This is a genomic window from Pseudomonas sp. SWRI81 (assembly GCF_014268545.1).
Classification (GTDB): Bacteria; Pseudomonadota; Gammaproteobacteria; order Pseudomonadales; family Pseudomonadaceae; genus Aquipseudomonas; species Aquipseudomonas hamedanensis.
This window is the reverse complement of sequence record NZ_JABWQS010000024.1, coordinates 1-22,255: the sequence shown is the minus strand read 5'-3', so window position 1 is coordinate 22,255 and position 22,255 is coordinate 1. Positions and strand designations below refer to the sequence as shown.

At 59.5% G+C, this 22,255-nt stretch carries 21 protein-coding genes; 11 read left to right on the top strand and 10 right to left on the bottom strand.

The features are described 5' to 3' along the window. Nucleotides 1-72: 72 nt before the first annotated feature. Nucleotides 73-261 (bottom strand): hypothetical protein, encoded by a 189-nt coding sequence (locus tag HU765_RS16160; protein WP_186621673.1) that lies wholly within the window; start codon nt 259-261, stop codon nt 73-75. Nucleotides 262-328: 67 nt separating this feature from the next. Then, nucleotides 329-916, bottom strand: coding sequence for a TIGR00730 family Rossman fold protein (locus HU765_RS16155; protein ID WP_186621672.1), 588 nt, complete (start codon nt 914-916; stop codon nt 329-331). Nucleotides 917-1,255: 339 nt separating this feature from the next. Between HU765_RS16155 and azu the strand changes: the two genes are divergently transcribed. Both azu and HU765_RS16145 read left to right on the top strand, forming a co-directional pair. Continuing rightward, entirely contained in the window at nt 1,256-1,702 is a 447-nt protein-coding gene (gene azu / locus HU765_RS16150; RefSeq protein WP_186621671.1) for an azurin, read from the top strand. A 199-nt stretch (nt 1,703-1,901) separates the two neighbouring features. Further along, nucleotides 1,902-3,644, top strand: a complete 1,743-nt coding sequence (locus tag HU765_RS16145; protein ID WP_186621670.1) for a hypothetical protein — start codon at nt 1,902-1,904, stop codon at nt 3,642-3,644. 111 nt (nt 3,645-3,755) lie between these two features. On the opposite strand, the gene nadE is transcribed toward HU765_RS16145, so the two are convergent. The 3 genes from nadE to HU765_RS16130 form a co-directional block, all read right to left on the bottom strand. Continuing rightward, nucleotides 3,756-4,583 (bottom strand): ammonia-dependent NAD(+) synthetase, encoded by an 828-nt coding sequence (gene nadE, locus HU765_RS16140; protein ID WP_186621669.1) that lies wholly within the window; start codon nt 4,581-4,583, stop codon nt 3,756-3,758. Between the two features lie 4 nt (nt 4,584-4,587). After that, complete coding sequence (gene pncB, locus HU765_RS16135) at nt 4,588-5,811, bottom strand: nicotinate phosphoribosyltransferase (RefSeq protein ID WP_186621668.1); 1,224 nt, start codon at nt 5,809-5,811, stop codon at nt 4,588-4,590. Nucleotides 5,812-6,036: 225 nt separating this feature from the next. Further along, entirely contained in the window at nt 6,037-6,933 is an 897-nt protein-coding gene (locus tag HU765_RS16130) for a LysR family transcriptional regulator (RefSeq protein WP_186621666.1), read from the bottom strand. Between the two features lie 164 nt (nt 6,934-7,097). On the opposite strand from HU765_RS16130, the gene HU765_RS16125 reads away from it, so the two are divergent. The 9 genes from HU765_RS16125 to HU765_RS16085 all read left to right on the top strand — a co-directional run bounded on the left by HU765_RS16125 (nt 7,098) and on the right by HU765_RS16085 (nt 18,198). Further along, complete coding sequence (locus HU765_RS16125; RefSeq protein ID WP_186621665.1) at nt 7,098-8,588, top strand: aldehyde dehydrogenase family protein; 1,491 nt, start codon at nt 7,098-7,100, stop codon at nt 8,586-8,588. Nucleotides 8,589-8,733: 145 nt separating this feature from the next. Then, nucleotides 8,734-10,017, top strand: a complete 1,284-nt coding sequence (locus tag HU765_RS16120; RefSeq protein WP_186621664.1) for an FAD-binding oxidoreductase — start codon at nt 8,734-8,736, stop codon at nt 10,015-10,017. Nucleotides 10,018-10,385: 368 nt separating this feature from the next. Further along, nucleotides 10,386-11,519 (top strand): ABC transporter substrate-binding protein, encoded by a 1,134-nt coding sequence (locus tag HU765_RS16115; RefSeq protein ID WP_186547601.1) that lies wholly within the window; start codon nt 10,386-10,388, stop codon nt 11,517-11,519. A 239-nt stretch (nt 11,520-11,758) separates the two neighbouring features. Next, nucleotides 11,759-12,673 (top strand): branched-chain amino acid ABC transporter permease, encoded by a 915-nt coding sequence (locus HU765_RS16110; protein ID WP_041480712.1) that lies wholly within the window; start codon nt 11,759-11,761, stop codon nt 12,671-12,673. Between the two features lie 3 nt (nt 12,674-12,676). Then, nucleotides 12,677-13,978 (top strand): high-affinity branched-chain amino acid ABC transporter permease LivM, encoded by a 1,302-nt coding sequence (gene livM / locus HU765_RS16105; protein WP_186621663.1) that lies wholly within the window; start codon nt 12,677-12,679, stop codon nt 13,976-13,978. Further along, nucleotides 13,975-14,847: an ATP-binding cassette domain-containing protein gene (locus HU765_RS16100; protein WP_007967487.1), complete on the top strand. Its 873-nt coding sequence runs from the start codon at nt 13,975-13,977 to the stop codon at nt 14,845-14,847. Before livM ends, HU765_RS16100 begins: the two co-directional genes overlap by 4 nt. Then, nucleotides 14,844-15,560 (top strand): ABC transporter ATP-binding protein, encoded by a 717-nt coding sequence (locus HU765_RS16095; RefSeq protein WP_186621662.1) that lies wholly within the window; start codon nt 14,844-14,846, stop codon nt 15,558-15,560. The genes HU765_RS16100 and HU765_RS16095 overlap by 4 nt, the downstream gene beginning before the upstream one ends. 838 nt (nt 15,561-16,398) lie before the next feature. Further along, nucleotides 16,399-17,163, top strand: a complete 765-nt coding sequence (locus HU765_RS16090) for an SDR family oxidoreductase (RefSeq protein WP_186621661.1) — start codon at nt 16,399-16,401, stop codon at nt 17,161-17,163. 129 nt (nt 17,164-17,292) lie between these two features. Next, a complete protein-coding gene (locus HU765_RS16085) occupies nt 17,293-18,198 on the top strand; it encodes a cation diffusion facilitator family transporter (protein ID WP_186621660.1) in 906 nt (301 codons plus the stop codon). Between the two features lie 116 nt (nt 18,199-18,314). Here HU765_RS16085 and HU765_RS16080 read toward each other — a convergent pair whose 3' ends face one another. The 5 genes from HU765_RS16080 to ureE all read right to left on the bottom strand — a co-directional run bounded on the left by HU765_RS16080 (nt 18,315) and on the right by ureE (nt 22,041). Beyond that, complete coding sequence (locus HU765_RS16080; RefSeq protein WP_186621659.1) at nt 18,315-19,448, bottom strand: AGE family epimerase/isomerase; 1,134 nt, start codon at nt 19,446-19,448, stop codon at nt 18,315-18,317. Between the two features lie 183 nt (nt 19,449-19,631). Beyond that, nucleotides 19,632-20,204: a HupE/UreJ family protein gene (locus tag HU765_RS16075; RefSeq protein ID WP_186621657.1), complete on the bottom strand. Its 573-nt coding sequence runs from the start codon at nt 20,202-20,204 to the stop codon at nt 19,632-19,634. A 28-nt stretch (nt 20,205-20,232) separates the two neighbouring features. Further along, complete coding sequence (gene ureG / locus HU765_RS16070) at nt 20,233-20,847, bottom strand: urease accessory protein UreG (protein WP_186621656.1); 615 nt, start codon at nt 20,845-20,847, stop codon at nt 20,233-20,235. 22 nt (nt 20,848-20,869) lie between these two features. After that, on the bottom strand, nt 20,870-21,544 hold the full coding sequence (locus tag HU765_RS16065) for an urease accessory protein UreF (protein WP_186621655.1): 675 nt from the start codon (nt 21,542-21,544) through the stop codon (nt 20,870-20,872). Further along, the gene (ureE, locus tag HU765_RS16060; RefSeq protein WP_186621654.1) at nt 21,541-22,041 is read right to left on the bottom strand and encodes an urease accessory protein UreE; all 501 of its coding nucleotides are present in this window, start codon (nt 22,039-22,041) and stop codon (nt 21,541-21,543) included. The genes HU765_RS16065 and ureE overlap by 4 nt, the downstream gene beginning before the upstream one ends. Between the last annotated feature and the right edge of the window lie 214 nt (nt 22,042-22,255).

Below are 22,255 nucleotides of genomic sequence, written 5' to 3'. Positions count from 1 at the left end.
GGGCCGGCGGCAAAACCGCCAGCCCTGTCACAAATCCGCAGGGTCTGATTCGATCATCAAACCCGGTGGGGCTCAGGCGTCGGGCGCCTGCTCTTTCGGTGCATCGGGTGCATCAACATCTTCATCCGTCGCCACTTCACCGTCGGGGTTCAGTGCCGCTTCCTCAGCGGTTTGTTTCTTGCGCTGAAGCTTTTCCTCTTTCTTCTGTTCCTTTGCCAGGTCTCGTTGACGTTTGGCGAAGGAGTAATTGGGTTTGGCCATGGGCGATCCTCTAGGTCGAAGGTGAGGTTGAGCGGCGCGTATTCTGCCCTGTATCGGCGTCCGGGGGTTAACCGGGTTTTTGATCGACCCACTTGGGCGTGACGGTCGGCTGCCATTGATCGAGCGCATCAAGCAGGGTATCTGGCGATTCGCTCACTTGCAGCATGTCACGGTGTGGCGCACGAACGAAGCCTTCGCCGACGATATGGTCGAGAAAAGCCGTGAGTTTGCTGTAGAAACCGTTTACTTCCAGCAGACCCAGCGGCTTGCCATGATAGCCGAGCTGACCCCACGTCCAGACTTCGAACAGCTCTTCCAGTGTGCCGAGACCGCCGGGCAGGGCGATAAACGCATCGCTGAGTTCGGCCATCCGCGCCTTGCGCGCGTGCATGCCATCGACCACTTCCAGACGCGTCAGGCTTTTGTGGCCGATTTCCTTGTCCATCAGGCTCTGCGGGATGATGCCGATCACTTCGCCGCCGGCGGCCAGTGCGGCGTCAGCGACAACGCCCATCAAACCCACGGCGCCACCGCCGTAAACCAGCGTCAAACGACGTTCGGCCAGCGCCCGGCCGAGGGCGACAGCCGCTTCGGTGTACGCCGCAACGCTGCCGGCGTTGGCACCACAAAAAACACACACGGACTTCAAAGACATGCCTTACTCCTGGGTCAATCCGTCACAGGGTAATGGCTGGCGAGCTTCGATCCAAGGGCTAAACTTCGCGTTCGGGCGATTCAAAGCTGCCGCTGGCGCCACAGGCGTAAGCGGCGAGCAAGCTGCATAACAGACCGTTAAAAAACATGACAGGCACTCCGTCTCAATGGATGGGCCGATCATAAGGCTGGCCCGGTCATCTGGCCGTTAGATTGTGTCGATGAGTGTCATAGCCTGAAAGTTGTATACAATTTTTGACACAAGTCATAGGAACTTGCGAAGATTTCAGGCAGTCTTTCCACCACTCGTGTTTTGTTAACCCTGCCTTGGAGATTCACCATGTTTTCCAAAGTTGTTGCGGTATCCCTGCTGGCGCTGGCCAGCAGCCAATTGATGGCTGCCGAGTGCAAAACCACCGTTGACTCCACCGATCAGATGTCCTTCAACACCAAGGAAATCGTGATCGACAAGAGCTGCAAGACCTTCACCGTCGAACTGACCCACTCCGGCAGCCTGCCGAAGAACGTCATGGGCCATAACCTGGTGATCAGCAAAGAAGCTGACATGCAGCCGATCGCTACCGACGGCCTGGCAGCCGGTATCGACAAGAACTACCTGAAGGATGGAGACGCGCGCGTCATTGCGCATACCAAGATCATTGGCGCGAAGGAAACCGATTCGGTGACCTTCGATGTGTCGAAGCTGAATGCCGCTGAAAAATACGGTTTCTTCTGCTCGTTCCCGGGCCACATTTCGATGATGAAAGGCACTGTCACCCTGAAGTAATTTTGGGGCCAGCGCTTACACCAGACACGCCGCTGCGCGATGACCGCCAGCGGCGTTTTTGCGTCTGGCGTGGTGTGTACGAATCTTTACCGTTCGTCTAAATGGCGCCCATACCTGTTATTTCTAACAGTAGACCGCTCTTTCAAGGGCGCGGTTAGATGAATCCTCGTTCTTGGCGATTACGAAGAGGATTCACCACATGGATGGCAACAGCAGGAAATCGACCTTTGCGGATCTGAAAATCACTAAGGTGATTGCGGGTGGGAAGGAAGTTTTCGATGGCAGCGTGATTTTTTACCCAAGAGCCAACTTCACCATCACCGGGCCGGGGAACGCTATCCTGCAGCTCCTTATCGATGGTGTCGCCAAACATAACAGCCAGACAAACGCGGCTGGCGACGGATTTTTTCTGGTAGATAACCTTCCTGAAGGACTGCACGAGTATCGGCTGGCCCATGAGGAGGATGAGCCCTCCGATCCCTTTGCGTTGACTTCGGTTGTAACGAAACCCTTCATCCAAACGCTGGAAGATACCAGCGGGCCGGTAGAAAACGGAGGCCAGACTGAAGAGACGGATCTGCAGATCAAAGGCTTCGCGAAGGAAGGGCAGATAAAGATCCTCAATGGTGCTGACGTTGAACCGATCGCTACATTTGAGGTGGAGCGTGACCGCAGTTGGGGCGGCAATCTCAATCTGACATCGGGGCAAGTCTACTCACTCAAAGCAAGGGCGGATGACAGGAAGGACTCCGACATCTACACCGTTACAGTCGGGAAGGTGTCCGAAAACGAGGTCAAGATTGCTTCACTGAAGGATTCGGCAGGGACCGACATAGCAGACGGTGAAACTACCGCAGACACCAAACTGAAGATCAGCGGTTCGGCAGGGGACGGTGAGATCAAACTGCTGGAAGGAGACAACACGGAGCCGGTTGCCACGTTTACGGCGGCGGATGGCGTCTGGGGTGGCGATTTTGAGCTCGCAGCTGGCAAAACTTACGTGCTGAAAGCCCAGGCGGAGGGTGGCGAAGAGTCTGGCACCTACACCGTGATTGTCAGCAAAACGCCCGGAGGCGAAGTCAAGATTATCCGGATTGAAGATTCCGAAGGGACGCTGGTACCGGACAAGGGAACTACCGCAGACACCAAGCTGAAGATTATGGGATCGGCAGAGGACGGCTATATCACGTTGCTGACAGATGGCGACTTGGAACCGATTGACACGTATATGGTGATGGATGGCAGCTGGAGCGGCGAGCTCGAGCTAGCAGATGGCCAGACCTATGCGCTCAAAGCCCAAGCGGATGACGGCCAAGAGTCTGAGGTCTACACCGTGATTATCAGCGAGGCGCCTGGAGATAGGGTTTCTATTACTGCTCTGACAGGCGAATCTGGAAGGGTATTTCACCTGACGGTTACGACGGACACCGAGCTTACGATTACCGGTACAGCTAGCTCAAGCAAGGTAGAGGTGATGGATATAGGTGGAGTGATCAAGACCATTGACGTGCTCAATGGTAACTGGGAAGGCGAGCTCGCTTTCTCAAGTGACACAAGACATATATTGGCTGCCAAGTCACCGACGGGCGTTCCGGGGCAGCGCATAGAGTTCTATGTCGGCGAAGCGAAACAGCCTGAAATCACGCGAATTCAGGAAATCGGCGGAGACGGCAAAGATCTGCAGGATGGCGACGAGACTACGGTGACGACTCTTTCGTTCACGGGTAAGGCTGCGGGACATTTCGTAGGAACGTTACGCAATGGTGAGACAACTGTGATGCCATTTTACGTTGACTTGGATAGTAGCTGGCAAGCAACAGCTTCGTTGCTGGAGCCCGGTGTATGCGTGTTCAAGGCAGTGGCACGTTTCGGGAGCGAATCTGCACCGATCACGATTACGGTCAAAGCCCCCGAAAATCCTGAAGCACGGCAGGAGCGCTGATCGAAAATCTCCGCGTACCGCGGCCGAAGCTGTCGCAGACAGCGATAATTCGACTTTCATACTCGAAAGCCGGATCGCCGCCTGCGGCAGCTTTTGCCGTTATTTACCTACTCAAGGAGCAAACGGCATGACCCGCTTGTGATGGGTCTTGTTGTACGTATCGACAATGATCTTCGCCGCCTCGTCACGCACCGTTTTACCATGCAGAAACGCATCGATCTCGGCATACGTCACGCCATGCGCCGCTTCGTCCGGTTTGCCCGGCGACAGATCTTCAAGGTCGGCAGTCGGCACTTTCTCCACCAACGACTCCGGCGCACCGAAGCTGCGGGCAATCGCGCGAACCTGATTTTTCACCAGGCCGCTGAGCGGGGCGAGGTCGCAGGCGCCGTCGCCGAACTTGGTGAAGAAGCCCATCACCGCTTCCGCCGCATGGTCAGTGCCAATCACCAAGCCGCCAGCCGCGCCGGCAATCGTGTACTGCGCAACCATGCGCATCCGCGCCTTGGTATTGCCGAGCACAAAATCCACCGACGCCGCCGGTTTGCCTTCGAAAGCGGAGACCTGAGCAGCCAGCGCTTTGACTGCCGGGCCGATATTGACTGTGTGGATCTCGTCAGGGCCGATGCAATCGAGCGAAGCCTTGGCGTCGTGCTCGTCGAACTGGGTTTCGTAGGGCAGGCGCACGGCGATGAATTTGTAGCGGTCGTCGCCGGTTTTCTCGCGCAGCTCACGCATTGCGCGTTGGGCCAAAAGGCCTGCGGTCAGCGAATCGACGCCGCCGCTGATGCCCAGCACCAAGGCCTTGAGTCCGGAATTGACCAGGCAATCCTGGATGAAGGTGATGCGCCGGGCCACTTCGGCCTGTAGGGCCTGGTCGTCGGCGAATGGCGGTTGCACCTTGAGCTGCTCAGCAATCTCACGCTGTACGGCTTGCATGAATTCACTCCTTGCTAGATAGACTGGATTCGGCAGGAACCTGGAACACGTGTCGCAAATAGGCGACGAAATTCGGATCTTTACAGTGGGTCTTGCCTGGCTCGTCGGAGATCTTCGCCACCGGCTGGCCGTTGCAGGCGGTCATTTTAAGCACGATGCTCATCGGTTCGACACCCGGAATGTCGCAGGTCAGGTTGGTACCGATGCCGAAGCTCACATTGATGCGACCGTGCAACGCGCGGAAAATCTCCAGGGATTTTGGCAACGTCAGACTGTCGGAGAACACCAGGGTCTTGCTCATCGGGTCGATGCCGAGCTTGTGATAGTGCGCGATGCACTTCTCGCCCCAGGCCACCGGGTCCCCGGAGTCATGACGCAGGCCGTCAAAGAGCTTGGCGAAGAACAAATCGAAGTCGCCGAGAAAGGCATCGGTGGTGATGCAGTCGGTAAGGGCGATGCCCAGTAGCCCACGGTACTCGCGAACCCAGCAATCGAGGGCGGCAATCTGGCTGTCGATCAGCCGCGGGCCGAGTTGCTGATGGGCCATGATCCACTCGTGAGCCATGGTGCCCAGCGGTTTCATGTCCAGCTCGCGGGACAGATGTACGTTGCTGGTGCCGACGAAACGCCCCGGGAAATCGTGCTTTAGCACGTTGACCACTTCCGCCTGCACACCAAAGGAAAAGCGCCGACGCGTGCCGAAATCGGCAACTTGCAGTTGCGACAGTTCATCGGCCGAGGCGTTAGCGGTCAGCCAGTCGAACTTGCGATAAAGCTGTTCGCGTGCCTGCTCCAGAGACGTGTCGCGGTAGCGATAGCGGTTGCGCACTTCGCTGACGATGGCCAGCAGCGGCACTTCGTAGAGAATCACATGCAGCCACGGACCGCGCAGGCGGATGAACAGCTCGCCGTTCTCGATACCGGTGTGCAGGTAACGCAGGTTGAAGCGGAACAGACCGAGAAAACGCAGGAAATCCGGCTTCAGGAAGGTGATGCGTTCGAGAAAGCTCAGTTGATCGGCGCTCAGGCTCAGTTCGGCCAGGCGCTCGATCTGGAAACGGATCTCGGCCAGATACGGGCGCAGGTCCTCGGCGTTGCGGCAGCGAAACTCCCATTCGACTTCGACGTTGGGGTAGTTGTGCAGCACCGCCTGCATCATCGTCAGCTTGTAGAAGTCGGTGTCGAGCAGGTTCTGCACGATGCGATCGGCAAACACACTCTCGCTCATAAACGGGTCTCCAGTTGCGCCGCGCGTTGCGCGGTCTATATCGATGGCGCTAGTGGCGCATATCAGCGGTGGGGATTGCCAGCATTTTCTGTCGCGCGTGAGTTCAACTGTGGCGAGGGGATTTATCCCCGATCGGCTGCGAAGCAGTCGTCGCTCTTCAGATTTTTGGGGCCGCTGCGCAACCCATCGGGGATAAATCCCCTCGCCACAAAGTTCCCCATGTGGTCAGGGGCTATCGATTTGCTCCAGCATCCATTTGACGAAGTCGCGCACCTTCGGCACTTCCGCCGCGTGTTCCGGGTAGGCCAGGTAATAGGCGTCGCTGCTGGGCATGGCGTGTTGCCAGGGTATGACCAGTTTGCCCTCAGCCAATTCCTCTTCCACCAGAAATCGTGGCAACAGCGCCACGCCACAGCCGACTTGTGCGGCCCGAATGCACATATAAAAGGTCTCGAAACGCGGCCCGTGGTAGCTGTGTTCGGTGTGGTAGCCCTGACTGTCGAACCAGTCGTGCCAGGCCTGGGGGCGCGAGGCATTTTGCAGCAGCACCAGATCGGTGAGTTGCGTCGGGTCAGTGAAAGGCGTGTCGGGCAGGCTACCGGGTGCGCAGACCGGCACCAGTTCTTCTCCGAACAGTTTCAGGCATTCCGTGCCCGGTCGCGATGCCTGGCCGAAATAGAACGCCAGATCGCTGCGCCCCTGTAACAGATCATCCGCTTCCTGCTCGTTGCACAAATCCAGATGAATCGACGGGTGGCGCAGTCGCCAGCCCTTCAGACGCGGCACCAGCCAGCGCGCGCCGAAGGTCGATGGCGTGGAGACGCGCAGGACTTCGGTCTCGCCGCCGTAGGAACGCAGGTAATGGGTCGACATTTCCACCTGAGAAAGGATTTTCCTGACTTCCACCAAGTACAAATCCCCGGCCGGCGTCATTTGCAAGCGGCGACGCACGCGGCGGAACAACAAGTGCTGCAACAATTCTTCAAGCTGTGCGACCTGCTTGCTCACCGCACTCTGGGTCAGGTTCAGCTCTTCGGCGGCGCGGGTGAAACTCAGGTGCCGGGTCACCGCTTCGAAGCACTGCAACGCAGTGATTGAGGGCAAGTGGCGTTTGTTCAGCATGGCCAGTCCTTTTTATTGTCTTTCTACACGCAGCATGAATAAACGGAATGATATCTGGCGTAAAGGTCGTTTGTTGCATTGCCCTAGTGACGCTACAACTAAAGGCCTGCCCGGCCATGGAAAGAATGGCCGCACACCTACTGTTTTTGCGTAAGGAGAGACCCATGGTTGCCGCATTGCTTGATCGTCTGGGGGTAAACCCGGCCCTGTACCAGAACGGCAAAGTGCCGGTGCATTCGCCTGTCGACGGCAGCTGTATTGCCTCGGTGAACTGGGAAGGCGCCGCCGAAGTCGAGCAGCACATCAGTCGCGCCGATCATGCATTCGAGCAGTGGCGCAAGGTACCGGCACCGCGTCGCGGCGAGCTGGTGCGTCAATTCGGTGAAGTGCTGCGCGAATACAAGAACGATCTGGGCGAGCTGGTTTCCTGGGAGGCCGGCAAGATCACCCAGGAAGGTCTGGGTGAAGTGCAGGAGATGATCGACATCTGCGACTTCGCCGTCGGCCTGTCGCGCCAGTTGTACGGTCTGACCATCGCCTCCGAGCGACCGGGCCACCACATGCGTGAGACCTGGCATCCGCTCGGCGTGGTCGGGGTGATCAGCGCGTTTAACTTTCCGGTCGCGGTGTGGGCGTGGAACACCGCACTGGCGCTGGTCTGCGGCAACCCGGTGGTGTGGAAACCCTCGGAGAAAACCCCGCTGACCGCGCTGGCCTGTCAGGCGCTGTTCGACCGCGTAGTGAAGAATTTCAGCGATGCACCGGCGAGCCTTTGCCAGGTAGTGATTGGCGGTCGCGATGCCGGCGAGGCACTGGTCGATGATCCGCGTGTCGCCCTGATCAGCGCCACTGGCAGCACCCGCATGGGCCGCGAAGTGGCGCCGAAAGTCGCCGCGCGCTTCGCCCGCAGCATTCTCGAACTGGGCGGCAATAACGCGATGATTCTCGCTCCGAGTGCCGATCTGGACATGGCCGTGCGCGCGATTCTATTCAGCGCTGTCGGCACCGCCGGGCAACGCTGCACGACCTTGCGTCGACTGATCGCTCACGAATCGGTCAAGGAAGAAATCCTCACGCGCCTCAAGGCGGCGTATTCGAAAGTGCGCATCGGCCATCCGCTGGAAGGCAATCTGGTCGGCCCGCTGATTGACAAGCACAGCTTCGAAAACATGCAGGATGCGCTGGAGCAGGCACTGAGCGAAGGCGGACGGGTATTCGGCGGCAAGCGCCAACTGGAAGATCAATTCCCCAACGCCTATTACGTTTCGCCGGCCATCGTCGAAATGCCCGAGCAGAGCGACGTGGTCTGCAGCGAAACGTTCGCGCCGATTCTTTACGTGGTCGGCTACAGCGATTTTGAAGAAGCGCTGCGCCTGAACAATGCCGTACCGCAAGGCCTGTCGTCGTGCATCTTCACCACCGACGTGCGCGAGGCCGAGCAGTTCATGTCGGCGGTCGGCAGCGACTGTGGGATTGCCAACGTCAACATTGGCCCGAGCGGCGCCGAGATTGGCGGCGCGTTTGGTGGCGAGAAAGAGACTGGCGGCGGTCGCGAATCCGGCTCCGATGCCTGGCGCGCGTACATGCGCCGGCAGACCAACACCGTCAATTACTCGCTGGAATTGCCGTTGGCGCAGGGCATTACCTTCGATTGACAAGTGAAGATCCCCCTGTAGGAGTGAGCCTGCTCGCGATAGCAATCTGTCAGTCAGCATTGATGTGAATGTGCCGACGTCATCGCGAGCAGGCTCACTCCTACATTGATTTGTGTGTTTGTTGGGTTTCTGTTGGAGTCTGGCAATGCCGTTACGCGAAGAATGTCTGTGGGAAAAGCTCACGCCACAACGGCCGGATAATTCGGCGCTCAGGGGCGAGGTCAAGGTCGATGTCTGCGTGATCGGCGCCGGGTTCACCGGGTTGTCGGCGGCGCTGCATCTGTTGGAAAAAGGCAAAAGCGTCTGCGTGCTGGAGGCTCATCGCGCAGGGAACGGCGGCTCCGGGCGCAACGTCGGGCTGGTCAATGCCGGCATGTGGATTCCACCGGACGAGATCGAAGCCGGTTTTGGCGAGGCGGTCGGCAGTCAGCTCAACCGCATGCTCGGCGCGGCGCCGGCGCTGGTGTTCAGCCTTGTGGACAAGTACGGCATCGATTGCCAGTTGCGCCGCGAAGGCACCTTGCACATGGCGCACAACGCCAAGGGCGAGGCCGACTTGCGCAGTCGCGAGCAGCAATGGAAACGCCGTGGCGCGCCGGTTGAATTACTCACCGGCAAGGCCTGCGAACAAGCCACCGGCACGCAGAAGATCGCCGCCGCGCTGCTGGATCGCCGCGCCGGCACGCTCAATCCGATGGCGTATGTCACCGGCCTGGCGAACGCGGTCATCGGTCTCGGCGGGCAGATGTTCGACCATTCTCCTGTGACTCGACTCGAACGCGTCGGCCAGCAATGGTCGGTGCAGACCGGGCAGGGTTCGGTGCTCGCCGAACAAGTGGTCATCGCCTCCAATGCCTACACCGAAGGCGACTGGACCGAGCTCAAGCGCAATTTTTTCCCCGGTTATTACTATCAGGTCGCCTCGGTGCCGCTCACCGAGGACGCCGCGCAGGCAATTCTTCCCGGCGGGCAGGGCTCATGGGATACCCGTCAGGTGCTGAGCAGCATTCGTCGCGACAAGGACGGCCGTCTGTTACTCGGCAGTCTGGGCAATGGCAACCAGAAACCGACCTGGTTTCTCAAGGCCTGGGCCGACCGGGTGCAGCAACATTACTTCCCCAATCTGAAGCCGGTCGAGTGGGAATGCACCTGGACCGGGCGCATCGCCTTTACTCCCGACCACCTGATGCGCCTGTTCGAACCGGCGCCGGGGCTGGTGGCCGTTACCGGTTATAACGGTCGTGGCGTGACGACCGGCACCGTGGTTGGCAAGGCCTTCGCCGATTACCTGTGCAACGGCGATCCACAAGCACTGCCGATTCCCTTCGCCCCGATGCAGCCCTTGGCGGGCGTTGGCCTGCGCAGTTGCCTGTACGAGGCCGGATTTTCGCTGTATCACGCGGGCCAGTGCCTGCGCATTGTCATTTGAGTGTTGAAATTTGTTGCCGCAAGCAGCGCTTTTGCATCGAGCGACTAGCCTGTAATGGTGCGGGTTGTAGCAGTCTCGCACCAGCAGTGTGCAGTTCGGTGACGCGGGCTGTTACAGGCTGGTTGCACGTCGTTTGCCGCTGCGGTTGCAATGATGGCGCGTGCGGGTTGCGCCTGAAAAAATAAATGGTTTCACCTTCCGCGGTTTAGACGGTTGCACGCCCAATGAAAATGGGAACGAAACAGTCGAAATAACAACAACACAGCGACTTTTTGCCGAATAAAAAACCGATGGCACGGGCCTTGCTCTGAGCTTTGAGTGAAGTGAAGTCGCAGTGCCAACTAAAAAAAACCTTGGAGCACCACCTCATGTCCCAGACGTTTTACAAGAAAGGCTTTCTGGCCCTCGCAGTGGCTACTGCGCTGGGTGTTTCGGCGTTTGCTCAAGCTGATATCAAGATCGGTGTAGCGGGTCCGATGACCGGTGCCAACGCGGCATTTGGCGAGCAGTACATGAAGGGTGCACAGGCGGCGGCCGACGCGGTCAACGCGGCAGGTGGCGTCAACGGGGAAAAAATCGTCCTGGTCAAGGGCGATGACGCCTGCGAACCGAAGCAGGCGGTGACGGTCGCCAAAGACCTCACCAACCAGAAAGTCGCCGGCGTGGTCGGTCACTTCTGCTCCTCCTCGACCATTCCCGCGTCGGAAATCTACGACGAGGCCGGGATCATCGCGATCACCCCGGGCTCGACCAACCCGCAAGTCACCGAGCGTGGCTTGAGCGCCATGTTCCGTATGTGCGGGCGTGACGACCAGCAAGGCATCGTTGCCGGCGACTACATCGTCGACATGCTCAAAGGCAAAAAGGTTGTCGTGCTGCACGACAAGGACACCTACGGCCAAGGCCTGGCGGACGCCACCAAGGCACAGCTGGAAAAACGCGGCGTCAAGCCGGTGCTGTACGAAGGCCTGACCCGTGGCGAGAAAGACTTCAGCACCATCGTCACCAAGATCCGTGGCGCTGGCGCCGATGTCGTCTACTTCGGTGGCCTGCACCCGGAAGCCGGTCCACTGGTTCGTCAACTGCGTGAGCAAGGCCTCAAAGACGTCAAGTTCATGTCCGATGACGGCATTGTCACCGACGAACTTGTCACCACCGCTGGCGGCCCGCAATTCACCGATGGCGTGCTGATGACCTTCGGCGCCGACCCGCGCCTGCTGCCAGACAGCAAAACCGTAGTGGACGCGTTCCGCAAGGCCGGTACCGAGCCTGAGGGCTACACCCTGTACGCCTACGCTTCGGTGCAAACCCTGGCGGCAGCCTTCAACGGTGCCAAGAAAAACGACGGCGAAGCGGCTGCCAAGTGGCTCAAGGCCAACCCGGTGAAAACCGTAATGGGCGAGAAGACCTGGGATGCCAAGGGCGACCTGAAAGTCTCCGACTACGTGGTTTACCAGTGGGACAAGGATGGCAAATATCACCAGTTGGAAAAGCAGAAGTAAGGGCTGAGGCGATCATCTGATCACCACGGTTCCTTTGTAGGAGTGAGCCTGCTCGCGATCGCGGTTGAGCATTCAACACCTGTGTTGCCTGTCAGTCCGCAATCGCGAGCAGGCTCACTCCTACAGGGGACGGTGGCGGCTGATGATCGCTCTCCGACATTGCTCCGACGTACATCTGTATTTTTCCTAGAAGAACCGCGCGCCCCGGTGCGCAGGTTCTCACTGCGTGAGATTGCGTTATGGATGGTATTTTCCTGCAGCAACTGGTCAATGGCCTGACCCTCGGGTCGGTCTATGGCCTGATCGCCATCGGCTACACAATGGTCTACGGCATCATCGGCATGATCAACTTCGCCCACGGCGAGGTTTACATGATTTCCGCTTACCTGGCGGCAATCAGTCTGGCTCTGCTGGCGTACTTCGGTATCGAATCCTTCCCGCTGCTGATGCTCGGCACGTTGATCTTCACCATCGTCGTCACGGCGGTGTATGGCTGGGTCATCGAGCGAGTCGCCTACAAACCCCTGCGCAACTCCACCCGGCTGGCGCCGCTGATCAGCGCCATCGGTATCTCGCTGATCCTGCAGAACTACGCACAGATCGCCCAGGGCGCCAAACAACAGGGCGTGCCTACGCTGCTGACCGGTGCCTGGCGTGTTGAAGTCGGAACCGGCTTCGTGCAACTGACCTACACCAAAGTCTTCATCCTGATCGCCGCGTTCGTCGGCATGGGACTACTGACCTACATCATCAAATACACCAAGCTCGGCCGCATGTGCCGCGCGACCCAGCAAGACCGCAAGATGGCCTCGATCCTGGGGATAAACACCGATCGGGTAATTTCCTACGTGTTCATCATCGGTGCAGCCATGGCGGCACTGGCGGGTGTGCTGATCACCATGAACTACGGCACGTTCGACTTCTATGCCGGCTTCATCATCGGCATCAAGGCGTTCACCGCGGCGGTACTCGGTGGTATCGGTTCACTGCCCGGCGCGATGCTCGGCGGGATCATCCTCGGCATCTCCGAGTCGCTGTTCTCCGGTCTGGTCAACTCCGACTACAAAGACGTGTTCAGCTTCTCGCTGCTCGTCCTCGTACTGGTCTTCCGGCCGCAGGGCCTGTTGGGCCGTCCTCTTGTGTCGAAGGTGTAAGCGATGTCTGCAACCACTGAAAAATCCATCGATATCAAAAAAAGCCTGGTCGAGGCGATTCTGGCTGGCCTGATTGCGCTGATCGTGTTCGGGCCGATTGTCGGTGTCGTACTTGACGGTTACAGCTTCAGCCTCGAACCGACCCGCGTGGCCTGGATCATTGCCATCGTCATGGCTGGTCGGTTCGCCCTCAGCCTGTTCCTGCAAACGCCCAAGGGCCTGAAGATCCTCGACGGATTCGAGAGCAGCGGTTCCGGCGTTCACGTGCTGCCGGCGGATTACAAATCGCGGCTGCGCTGGATCATCCCGCTGATCATTGTGCTGGCGATCATCGTGCCGTTTGTTTCCAACTCCTACCTGCTCGGCGTGGTCATCCTCGGTTTGATTTACGTGCTGCTGGGGCTGGGGCTGAACATTGTGGTCGGTCTGGCCGGCCTGCTCGATCTGGGGTACGTGGCGTTTTACGCCATCGGCGCCTACGGTCTGGCGCTGGGTTACCAGTATCTGGGTCTGGGATTCTGGACGGTGCTGCCATTGGCAGCGATCACGGCGGGCCTGGCCGGTTGCATTCTGGGTTTCCCGGTGTTGCGCCTGCACGGTGACTATCTGGCAATCGTGACCCTGGGCTTCGGTGAAATCATTCGTCTGGTGCTCAACAACTGGCTGTCGCTGACGGGCGGACCGAACGGCATGCCGGCGCCACTGCCGACCTTTTTCGGTCTGGAGTTCGGCAAGCGCGCCAAGGATGGCGGGGTGCCGTTTCACGAGTTCTTCGGCATCGCCTACAACCCCGACGTGAAGTACTACTTTATTTACGCGGTGTTGTTCCTGGTGGTGCTGGCGGTGCTGTACGTCAAGCATCGCCTGGTGAAAATGCCGGTCGGCCGGGCTTGGGAAGCCCTGCGTGAAGACGAGATCGCCTGTCGCTCGATGGGCCTCAACCACGTTCTGGTCAAACTCTCGGCGTTTACCATCGGTGCGTCGACGGCGGGTCTGGCCGGGGTGTTTTTCGCAACCTATCAAGGCTTCGTCAACCCGACCTCGTTTACCTTCTTCGAATCGGCGCTGATCCTCGCCATCGTCGTGCTCGGCGGCATGGGCTCGACCATCGGCGTGGTCATCGCTGCATTCGTGCTCACCGTCGCTCCGGAACTGCTGCGCGGCTTCGCTGAATACCGCGTGCTGCTGTTCGGCATCCTGATGGTGTTGATGATGATCTGGCGACCGCGCGGGCTGATCCGCATCAGCCGTTCCGGGGTCAAACCACGCAAAGGTGCCATTCACTACGAGAGGACTGCGCCATGAGTGAAGTCGTACTCTCTGTTGAAAAACTGATGATGCATTTCGGTGGCATCAAGGCCTTGAGCGATGTCAGCCTGAAGGTCAAACGCAACTCGATCTTCGCCCTGATCGGCCCCAACGGCGCCGGCAAGACCACGGTGTTCAACTGCCTGACCGGGTTCTACAAGGCCTCGGGCGGCAAGATCGAACTCAACGTGCGCGGGCAGCAGACTAACGTCATCCAGTTGCTGGGCGAGTCGTTCAAACCGACCGACTTCGTCTCGCCGAAATCTTTCCTCAGCCGGCTGTATTACAAAATGTTCGGCGGCACCCATCTGGTCAACCGCGCCGGTCTGGCTCGCACGTTCCAGAACATTCGCCTGTTCAAGGAAATGTCGGTGCTGGAAAATCTGCTGGTGGCGCAGCACATGTGGGTCAACCGCAATATGCTCGCAGGCATCCTCAACACCAAGGGCTACCGCAAGGCCGAAAGCGACGCGCTGGATTGCGCGTTCTACTGGCTGGAAGTGGTCGACCTGGTGGACTGTGCCAACCGTCTGGCCGGTGAGCTGTCCTACGGTCAGCAACGCCGCCTGGAAATCGCCCGGGCCATGTGCACACGGCCGCAGATCATCTGCCTCGACGAACCGGCCGCCGGCCTCAACCCCCAGGAAACCGAAGCGCTGAGCGCGATGATCCGGCTGCTGCGCGACGAGCACGATCTGACCGTGGTGCTGATTGAACACGACATGGGCATGGTCATGAGCATTTCCGATCACATCGTGGTTCTCGACCACGGTATCGTCATCGCCGAGGGCGGGCCGGAAGCGATCCGCAACGACCCGAAAGTGATTGCGGCCTATCTGGGCGCCGACGAAGAGGAACTGGTATGAGCCAAGCGATCCTCGAACTGAAAAACCTCGATGTGTTCTACGGCCCGATCCAGGCGCTCAAAGGCGTTTCGCTGCAGATCAACGAAGGCGAAACCGTCAGCCTGATCGGCTCCAACGGCGCGGGTAAATCGACGTTGTTGATGTCGATCTTCGGCCAGCCACGGGCGGCGGGCGGGCAGATCCTTTATCAAGGCGTCGACATTACCCACAAGTCCTCGCACTACATCGCCTCCAACGGCATCGCGCAATCGCCGGAAGGACGGCGGGTGTTCCCTGACATGACCGTCGAGGAAAACCTGTTGATGGGCACCATCCCGATTGGCGACAAGTACGCCAAAGAGGACATGCAGCGCATGTTCGAGCTGTTTCCACGGCTCGAAGAACGGCGTACGCAACGGGCGATGACCATGTCCGGTGGCGAGCAGCAAATGCTCGCCATCGCCCGTGCGTTGATGAGCCGGCCGAAGCTGTTGCTGCTCGATGAGCCGAGCCTGGGGCTGGCACCGATCGTGGTGAAGCAGATCTTTGCGACACTGCGCGAGCTGGCGAAAACCGGCATGACGATCTTTCTGGTCGAGCAGAACGCCAACCATGCGCTGAAGTTGTCGGATCGGGCGTACGTGATGGTCAACGGCGAGATTCGTCTGAGCGGCACCGGCCAGGAACTGTTGGTGAACGAGGAAGTGCGTAACGCCTATCTGGGCGGGCACTGAGTTTTTCCGCGGTTATACACAGCCCTGGCGACGAAAGTCCCGGGGCTTTTTTATCTCCAAGCTCGCCACAACCCCCTGTAGGAGTGAGCCTGCTCGCGATAGCGGTGGGTCAGTCACTTCACATGTTGGCCAATTTACCGCTATCGCGAGCAGGCTCACTCCTACAAGGGAATTGCGCGAGTTCAGAATTGTGGAAAACAAATTCCCCAACCTGCCAAAGCGCGACATATAGACGCTGCAAACGGCTGTTTTTCCACAGTTTTGACTTTTCCCCGTTTGCTGTGGAGCTGGCTGTGAATAACGTGGGTGTATGTGGTCGCAGGCCTTATGGGGCGAGGCTTTCAGAGTTGTGGTTGTTTTTTGATCAGGCGTTTTCAGACAAGCGTAAGGCGCCATTGTCAACCTTTTTATAGGCCGGCTGACCGGCCCGCTCCCGCGTAGTCGAGCCTGTGGATAAGTCTGTGATTAAACTCTGGAAAGACTGCGCTGAGCGCCGTAATTGCTGGCCTCGCGCGATCACGATGTTGAGCCATCGGTCGTGCAAAATGCCATGTCCCGCACATCCATTGCCTCAGGGTCAAGCAAAATACTTTCCATTTCGCCCGCAAAGCCTTGTGGGGCGCGGCTTGGCGCCGTTGCACTTGCCCCCGGAAACTGTGGAGCAGACTGTGGATAACATGCGTGCACATGGCTACAGGCCACGGTCGCTATGGCGTTAGCGCGGTTGGTCGTTTTTTGTACAGATTGTAGGTGTTGCCCGTGAATGCGCGGGCGGGCATGCTGCCTGCTGATTTTCTATTCCAAGGGCCGCCGCGGTGGCCGAAGCAAGGAGAACACGATGTCCAACACCCTGTTTATTACCGGTGCGACCTCCGGTTTTGGTGAAGCCTGTGCCCGTCGTTTTGCCGAGGCCGGCTGGAAACTGGTGCTGACCGGTCGTCGTGAGGAACGCCTCAATGCCCTGTGTGCCGAACTGTCGAAACAGACTGAAGTGCACGGTCTGGTTCTCGACGTACGTGATCGCAAGGCGATGGAGGAGGCGATTGCCAACCTGCCGCCATCGTTCGCCAAAATGCGCGGCCTGATCAACAACGCCGGCCTGGCGCTGGGCGTGGACCCGGCGCCGAAGTGCGATCTGGACGATTGGGACACCATGGTCGATACCAACGTCAAAGGTCTGATGTACGCCACCCGCCTGCTGCTGCCGCGCCTGATCGCTCACGGGCGTGGCGCCGGTATCGTCAACCTCGGCTCCATCGCCGGCAACTATCCGTATCCGGGCAGCCACGTGTATGGCGCGACCAAAGCGTTCGTCAAACAGTTCTCGCTGAACCTGCGTTGCGACCTGCAAGGCACCGGCGTGCGGGTCAGCAACATCGAGCCCGGCCTGTGCGAAAGCGAGTTCTCGCTGGTACGGTTTGCCGGTGACCAGGAGCGCTATAACGCGACCTATGCCGGTGCCGAGCCGATCCAGCCGCAGGACATCGCCGAGACGATTTTCTGGGTGATGAACACCCCGGCGCACATCAACATCAACAGCCTGGAGCTGATGCCGGTGAGCCAGACCTGGGCCGGGTTTGCCATCGAACGTAACAAGACCTGATACCTGATCCTGTGGCGAGGGAGCAAGCTCCCTCGCCACATAATCGGGCGAAAACCGCTGATAAGGTAAACTCCCCTCGCAACAACCCCACCGCACCCTGCGGTGTTTCAGGTTTTTCGAGGAGTCAAAGTGAGTAACCGAGGTGAGCAGACACTGCTCAAACAATCGACCATTCTGATGTTTGCCGTGGCGATCGCCGGGATCGTCACCGGTTTTGTTTCAGGTTCGCAATCCATCCTGTTCGATGGTTTTTTTTCGCTGATCGCAACCTTCATCAAAGTCCTGATGCTGATCACCGCCAGGTTGATCGCCAAACAAAGCAATCAGCGCTTCCAGTTCGGTTTCTGGCACCTGGAGCCGATGGTGCTGCTGATCGAAGGCAGTTTCCTGCTGTTGATCGCCATCTACGCGTTTCTCAACGGCGTGTTCGGCATCATCAACGGAGGGCGTGAGATCGAGTTGGGTCTGGTGATCGTTTATGCCGCGGTGTTTACCGTGGTCGAGTTCGCCTATTTCTTCTACGTGCGCCACCGTAATCGCCAACTCAAATCCAGCCTGATCCAGTTCGACAACATCAGTTGGCTGGTCGACGCGATGCTTTCGGTGGGGTTGTTGATCAGTTTCCTTGCGGCGCTGTTGCTCAAGTCCCAGGGCTACGGCGAGTGGGCGGTGTATGTCGACCCGCTGATACTGATCGTACTGGCGCTGACCATGTTGCCACCGGCGTTCAAGATCCTCGGCCCGGCGTTACGCGATGTGCTGGGGATTGCCCCGGACGTCCTCGATGATCAGGTGCGTCAGGTCATGGACGCAGCGAAGGTCACGCATGGTTTCGACGATTATGTGTCCTACGTGCAAAAGCACGGTCGGGCGCGGTTCATCGAAATTCATGTGGTGTTGGCGGCGGATTATCCGCTGCGCAATGTCACGCAGCTGGACGCGTTGCGCGAGCAGATTTCGGCGCAGTTGGGCAAGCCGGATGCGGCGCGGTGGCTGACCATCAGCTTCACAGGCGACAAGAAGTGGATTGCCTGATCTGACCCGGATTTCGGCTGAGAACACAGTTGTGGCGAGGGGATTTATCCCCGCTGGGCTGCGCGCCCCAGCGTGGATAAATCCCCTCGCCACAGTAAATCCCCTTTGCCATCAGGTCAGCGCAGATATTCAGCCAGTCCGCTATAGCAAGTCGCCAAGTGATATGGCGTGGTCGAAGGCATGTCCTTGCGACTGACCTCACCGTTCTCATCCCGGCATTCATGCCACCCGCCAGCATGCAGAAACCGCTGCCGCAACGCCTGCAACTGGCGCAACACCACCGCTTCGCTGCCAGCGCGCAACGTCAGCGCGCGCAGGTATTCGGCTTGGGCCCAGATCCGCTGCGTCGAGTCCCTCGGCCGTCCATTGCTTTGCAGATCGAGCATCGCCCGCACCGCGCCGCACGATTGCAGCACGCCATACTGCTCGGTAAAGGCAAACGCTCGATCCAGCGCGCCATGCAGTTTCGAGCCACGCAACAGCGCCGACGATTGCAGCAGGAAATACCACTCGAACTGATGCCCCGGCTCGTACCAGTTATCCACAGCGCCCAGCGGCTTCTCCATCAGCACGCCATATTGCGGATCGACGAAATGCTTGTGCATGGCTGTGCATAACTCAAGCAGCGCCTTTTGCGTCTGCGGGTCTTCACGCACGGCGAGGGTCGCCAGAAAGGCTTCGGCCAGGTGCATCAACGGGTTTTGCAGCGGGCCGGTCTGCAGGGTGATCCAGTCGCGCTCAAGGCATGCTTCGTACAGGCCATCGCCGGTAGCGAAGCGTCGACCGATGATTTCAAGGGCGGCGTTCAACGTCGACTCGACCAGCGGATCGCCGGACTTCTGCCAGAAATGCGCGCAGGCAAACAGGATGAAAGCGTGGGTATAGAGATCTTTGCGCACGTCCAACGGTTTGCCTTGGGCATCGATGCTGTAGAACCAGCCACCGTGCTCGGCATCGTGGAAGTGCCGTTGCAAGGACCGAAACAACGCCGCCGCACGGACGTCAGCGTTATCCACAACCCCGATCAGACTGGAAAACAGATACAACTGCCGCGCACAGGCCATCGCCCGGTAGCGTTGCGCTGGCAATGGTTGGTGCGTGGCGTCCAGTGCCTCGTACGGTAGCGCCATGTCGGCGTTCCAGCCCGGGCCTTGCCACAGCGGCACGATCACGTTGAGGAAGTGCTGTTGCACATCGCCGAACAGGGCGGTCAATTCGGGCTGGGTGGTGGAGCGGCAAGCGTGGGGCATGGGCGGGCGTCGTCACGGGCTGGGGCGATTGCGCGACATGGTAGCAGAGCGGCAGCCTGATGAGACGCGGTGTCTGTCAGACCGCCTTCGCGAGCAGGCTCGCTCCCACAGGTTTTGTATACGCCACAAATCCACTGTGGGAGCGAGCCTGCTCGCGAAGAGGCCAGTGCAGGCGCTAAAAAATTATCCTGCCAACAACCAGACGCCGGTCGCCGCCGAAGCTGCACCCGCCAACCGCACCAGCGGTGCAGCGGCCACGGGCAGAACACGCACCACGCCATAACCGACCGCATGCAACACCGCCGTCGCCACAACAAACCCGGCCGCATACGCCCACGGATTGCTCATCTGCGGCAACTCCAGCCCGTGCGCCACGCCATGGAACAGCGCAAACAGCGCTGTCGCCGCCACCGCCATCACCAGCGGCGGACGCACCGCCAGTGCCACGGCCAGGCCCAGCGCCAATACCGAAGCGGCAATCCCGCTCTCCAGCGCCGGCAACTCAAGCCCTTCAAAACCGAGCAGGCCGCCCAGCAGCATGGTGCCGACAAAAGTGCACGGCAGCGCCCAGCGCGCCGCGCCTTGTTGCTGCGCCGCCCATAAACCGACGGCCAGCATCGCCAGCAAATGGTCGAGACCGCCAATCGGGTGGCTGATGCCGGCGATCAAACCGCTGTCGCCATGCCCCGGATGAGCAAAGGCCAGCGCCGGTGTCAGCAGCAGCGCCGCAGCGCCAAGAAGGTGTTTAAGTGTCATGGCTAAGCTTCCTTGTTGATAACTGAAATCAGGCCGCAGTCAGCAGACCCTGGCGTTCGATGAAGGCAATGATCTCGTCCAGGCCCTGACCGGTTTTCTGGTTGCTGAACACGAACGGCTTGCCGTTGCGCATGCGTTTGGTGTCGCTGTCCATCATTTCCAGCGAGGCGCCCACCAGTGGCGCGAGGTCGATCTTGTTGATCACCAGCAAGTCGGATTTGCAGATGCCCGGCCCGCCCTTGCGCGGCAGCTTGTCGCCGGCGGAAACGTCGATCACGTAAATGGTCAGGTCGGACAACTCCGGGCTGAAGGTCGCCGAGAGATTGTCACCGCCCGACTCCACCAGAATCAGATCCAGCCCCGGAAAACGTCGGTTCAGTTGATCGACCGCTTCGAGGTTGATCGAGGCGTCTTCGCGGATCGCCGTGTGCGGGCAGCCGCCGGTTTCCACGCCGATGATGCGCTCGGGCGCCAGGGCTTCGTTGCGCACTAGAAAGTCGGCATCCTCGCGGGTGTAGATGTCGTTGGTGACCACGGCAAGGTTGTAGCGCTCGCGCAGTGCCAGGCACAAAGCCAGGGTTAATGCGGTCTTGCCGGAACCGACCGGGCCGCCGATGCCGACGCGCAGAGGTTGGGTGTGCATTTTATTCTCCAAAATAAAGGGCCTAAGAGCGGAAGAGCCGGCTGTATTGGCGTTCATGGGCCATGCACGCCAGTGACAGGCCGAAAGCGGCGCTGCCGATGTGTTCGGAATTGATTCGGGTGGCGCCCTGCTGCGCCTGTTGCAGCAGCGGCAGCAGTTCGCTGGTCAGGCGCTGAGCGGCTTGCTGGCCCAGTGGCAGGGTTTTCATCAGCACGGCGAGCTGGTTTTCCAGCCAGCTCCACAGCCATGCGGCGAGAGCGTCCTGTGGGCTGATACCCCAGGCGCGCGCGGCCAAGGCCCAGCACAGGGCCAGATGCGGTTCGATGATCTGTTCGAGAAAGTCGCGAGCGGGCGCGTCGAGTTCCGGTAGACCGTTGAGTAACTGCTGCAACGAATAGCCCATCTGGCGGCTCTCCAGATGCAATTCGCGGGTTTCGCGGCTGGCACGGTGGCTCTCGCAGAGTTGCCGCAGTTCGGCCCAGTCTTCGTCCGCCGCCGCCTGACAATGCGCCAGCAATAACGGTGCTTCGAAGCGCGCGAGATTCAGCAGCAGTTGGTCGCTGATCCAGCGTCGCGCGCTGTCCGGGTTGTTCACCCGGCCGTTATCCACCGCCATTTCCAGACCTTGGGAATAGCTGTAGCCGCCAATCGGCAGCTGTGGACTGGCCAGACGCAGCAGCGCCCAGGCCGGATTCACAGGCGCACGCCGAACTGGTGGAGTTTCGGCGCGTAATTGAAATCTTCGTCGCCGTGGCGTGAATGATGATGGCCGCCCCCATAGGCGCCGTGTTCCGGCTGGAAGGGCGCCTCGATGGCTTCGGCCTGTGCGCCGAGCTGTTCAAGCATTGCCTTGAGTACGTAATCGTCGAGCAGCCGCAGCCAGCCGTCACCGACTTGCAGGGCAACGTGACGGTTGCCCAGGTGGTACGCCGCGCGAGTCAGTTCAAACGCGTTGACGCAGGTCACGTGCAACAGTTGTTCAGGGCGCGCGCAGACGCGGACGATGCGGCCGTCCTCGGCCTGCAGGCACTCGCCGTCATACAGCGGCGGCTGACCGCGCTCCAAAAACAACCCGACGTCTTCGCCCTCGGCACTGAAACAGCGCAAACGGCTTTTGCTGCGCGCGTCGAAGGTCAGGTGCAATTCGGCGGCCCAGACGGGTTGAGGGTCGATTCTGCGGTGAATCACCAGCATCGGGAAGCTTCCGGCAATGGACAATGCTCAGGCTAGAGCAAGGGCCGCGCCAATCCGACGGGACGTAGGAAATGGCTGTCGGCGTGCGCTTGATCTTTCAACAGGCGGGAGAATTCTGGAAGGTTTTGGTGCGTGAAGAATATGTCATGCACCAAATAGAGGCCGTGACGCTGCACACTTGTAGGAGTGAGCCTGCTCGCGATAGCGGTCGGTC

Coding starts and splice junctions, on each gene's coding strand:
- HU765_RS16160 (WP_186621673.1), bottom strand. CDS start 261: ATGGCCAAACCCAATTACTCCTTCGCCAAACGTCAACGAGACCTGGCA.
- HU765_RS16155 (WP_186621672.1), bottom strand. CDS start 916: ATGTCTTTGAAGTCCGTGTGTGTTTTTTGTGGTGCCAACGCCGGCAGC.
- azu (WP_186621671.1), top strand. CDS start 1,256: ATGTTTTCCAAAGTTGTTGCGGTATCCCTGCTGGCGCTGGCCAGCAGC.
- HU765_RS16145 (WP_186621670.1), top strand. CDS start 1,902: ATGGATGGCAACAGCAGGAAATCGACCTTTGCGGATCTGAAAATCACT.
- nadE (WP_186621669.1), bottom strand. CDS start 4,583: ATGCAAGCCGTACAGCGTGAGATTGCTGAGCAGCTCAAGGTGCAACCG.
- pncB (WP_186621668.1), bottom strand. CDS start 5,811: ATGAGCGAGAGTGTGTTTGCCGATCGCATCGTGCAGAACCTGCTCGAC.
- HU765_RS16130 (WP_186621666.1), bottom strand. CDS start 6,933: ATGCTGAACAAACGCCACTTGCCCTCAATCACTGCGTTGCAGTGCTTC.
- HU765_RS16125 (WP_186621665.1), top strand. CDS start 7,098: ATGGTTGCCGCATTGCTTGATCGTCTGGGGGTAAACCCGGCCCTGTAC.
- HU765_RS16120 (WP_186621664.1), top strand. CDS start 8,734: ATGCCGTTACGCGAAGAATGTCTGTGGGAAAAGCTCACGCCACAACGG.
- HU765_RS16115 (WP_186547601.1), top strand. CDS start 10,386: ATGTCCCAGACGTTTTACAAGAAAGGCTTTCTGGCCCTCGCAGTGGCT.
- HU765_RS16110 (WP_041480712.1), top strand. CDS start 11,759: ATGGATGGTATTTTCCTGCAGCAACTGGTCAATGGCCTGACCCTCGGG.
- livM (WP_186621663.1), top strand. CDS start 12,677: ATGTCTGCAACCACTGAAAAATCCATCGATATCAAAAAAAGCCTGGTC.
- HU765_RS16100 (WP_007967487.1), top strand. CDS start 13,975: ATGAGTGAAGTCGTACTCTCTGTTGAAAAACTGATGATGCATTTCGGT.
- HU765_RS16095 (WP_186621662.1), top strand. CDS start 14,844: ATGAGCCAAGCGATCCTCGAACTGAAAAACCTCGATGTGTTCTACGGC.
- HU765_RS16090 (WP_186621661.1), top strand. CDS start 16,399: ATGTCCAACACCCTGTTTATTACCGGTGCGACCTCCGGTTTTGGTGAA.
- HU765_RS16080 (WP_186621659.1), bottom strand. CDS start 19,448: ATGCCCCACGCTTGCCGCTCCACCACCCAGCCCGAATTGACCGCCCTG.
- HU765_RS16075 (WP_186621657.1), bottom strand. CDS start 20,204: ATGACACTTAAACACCTTCTTGGCGCTGCGGCGCTGCTGCTGACACCG.
- ureG (WP_186621656.1), bottom strand. CDS start 20,847: ATGCACACCCAACCTCTGCGCGTCGGCATCGGCGGCCCGGTCGGTTCC.
- ureE (WP_186621654.1), bottom strand. CDS start 22,041: ATGCTGGTGATTCACCGCAGAATCGACCCTCAACCCGTCTGGGCCGCC.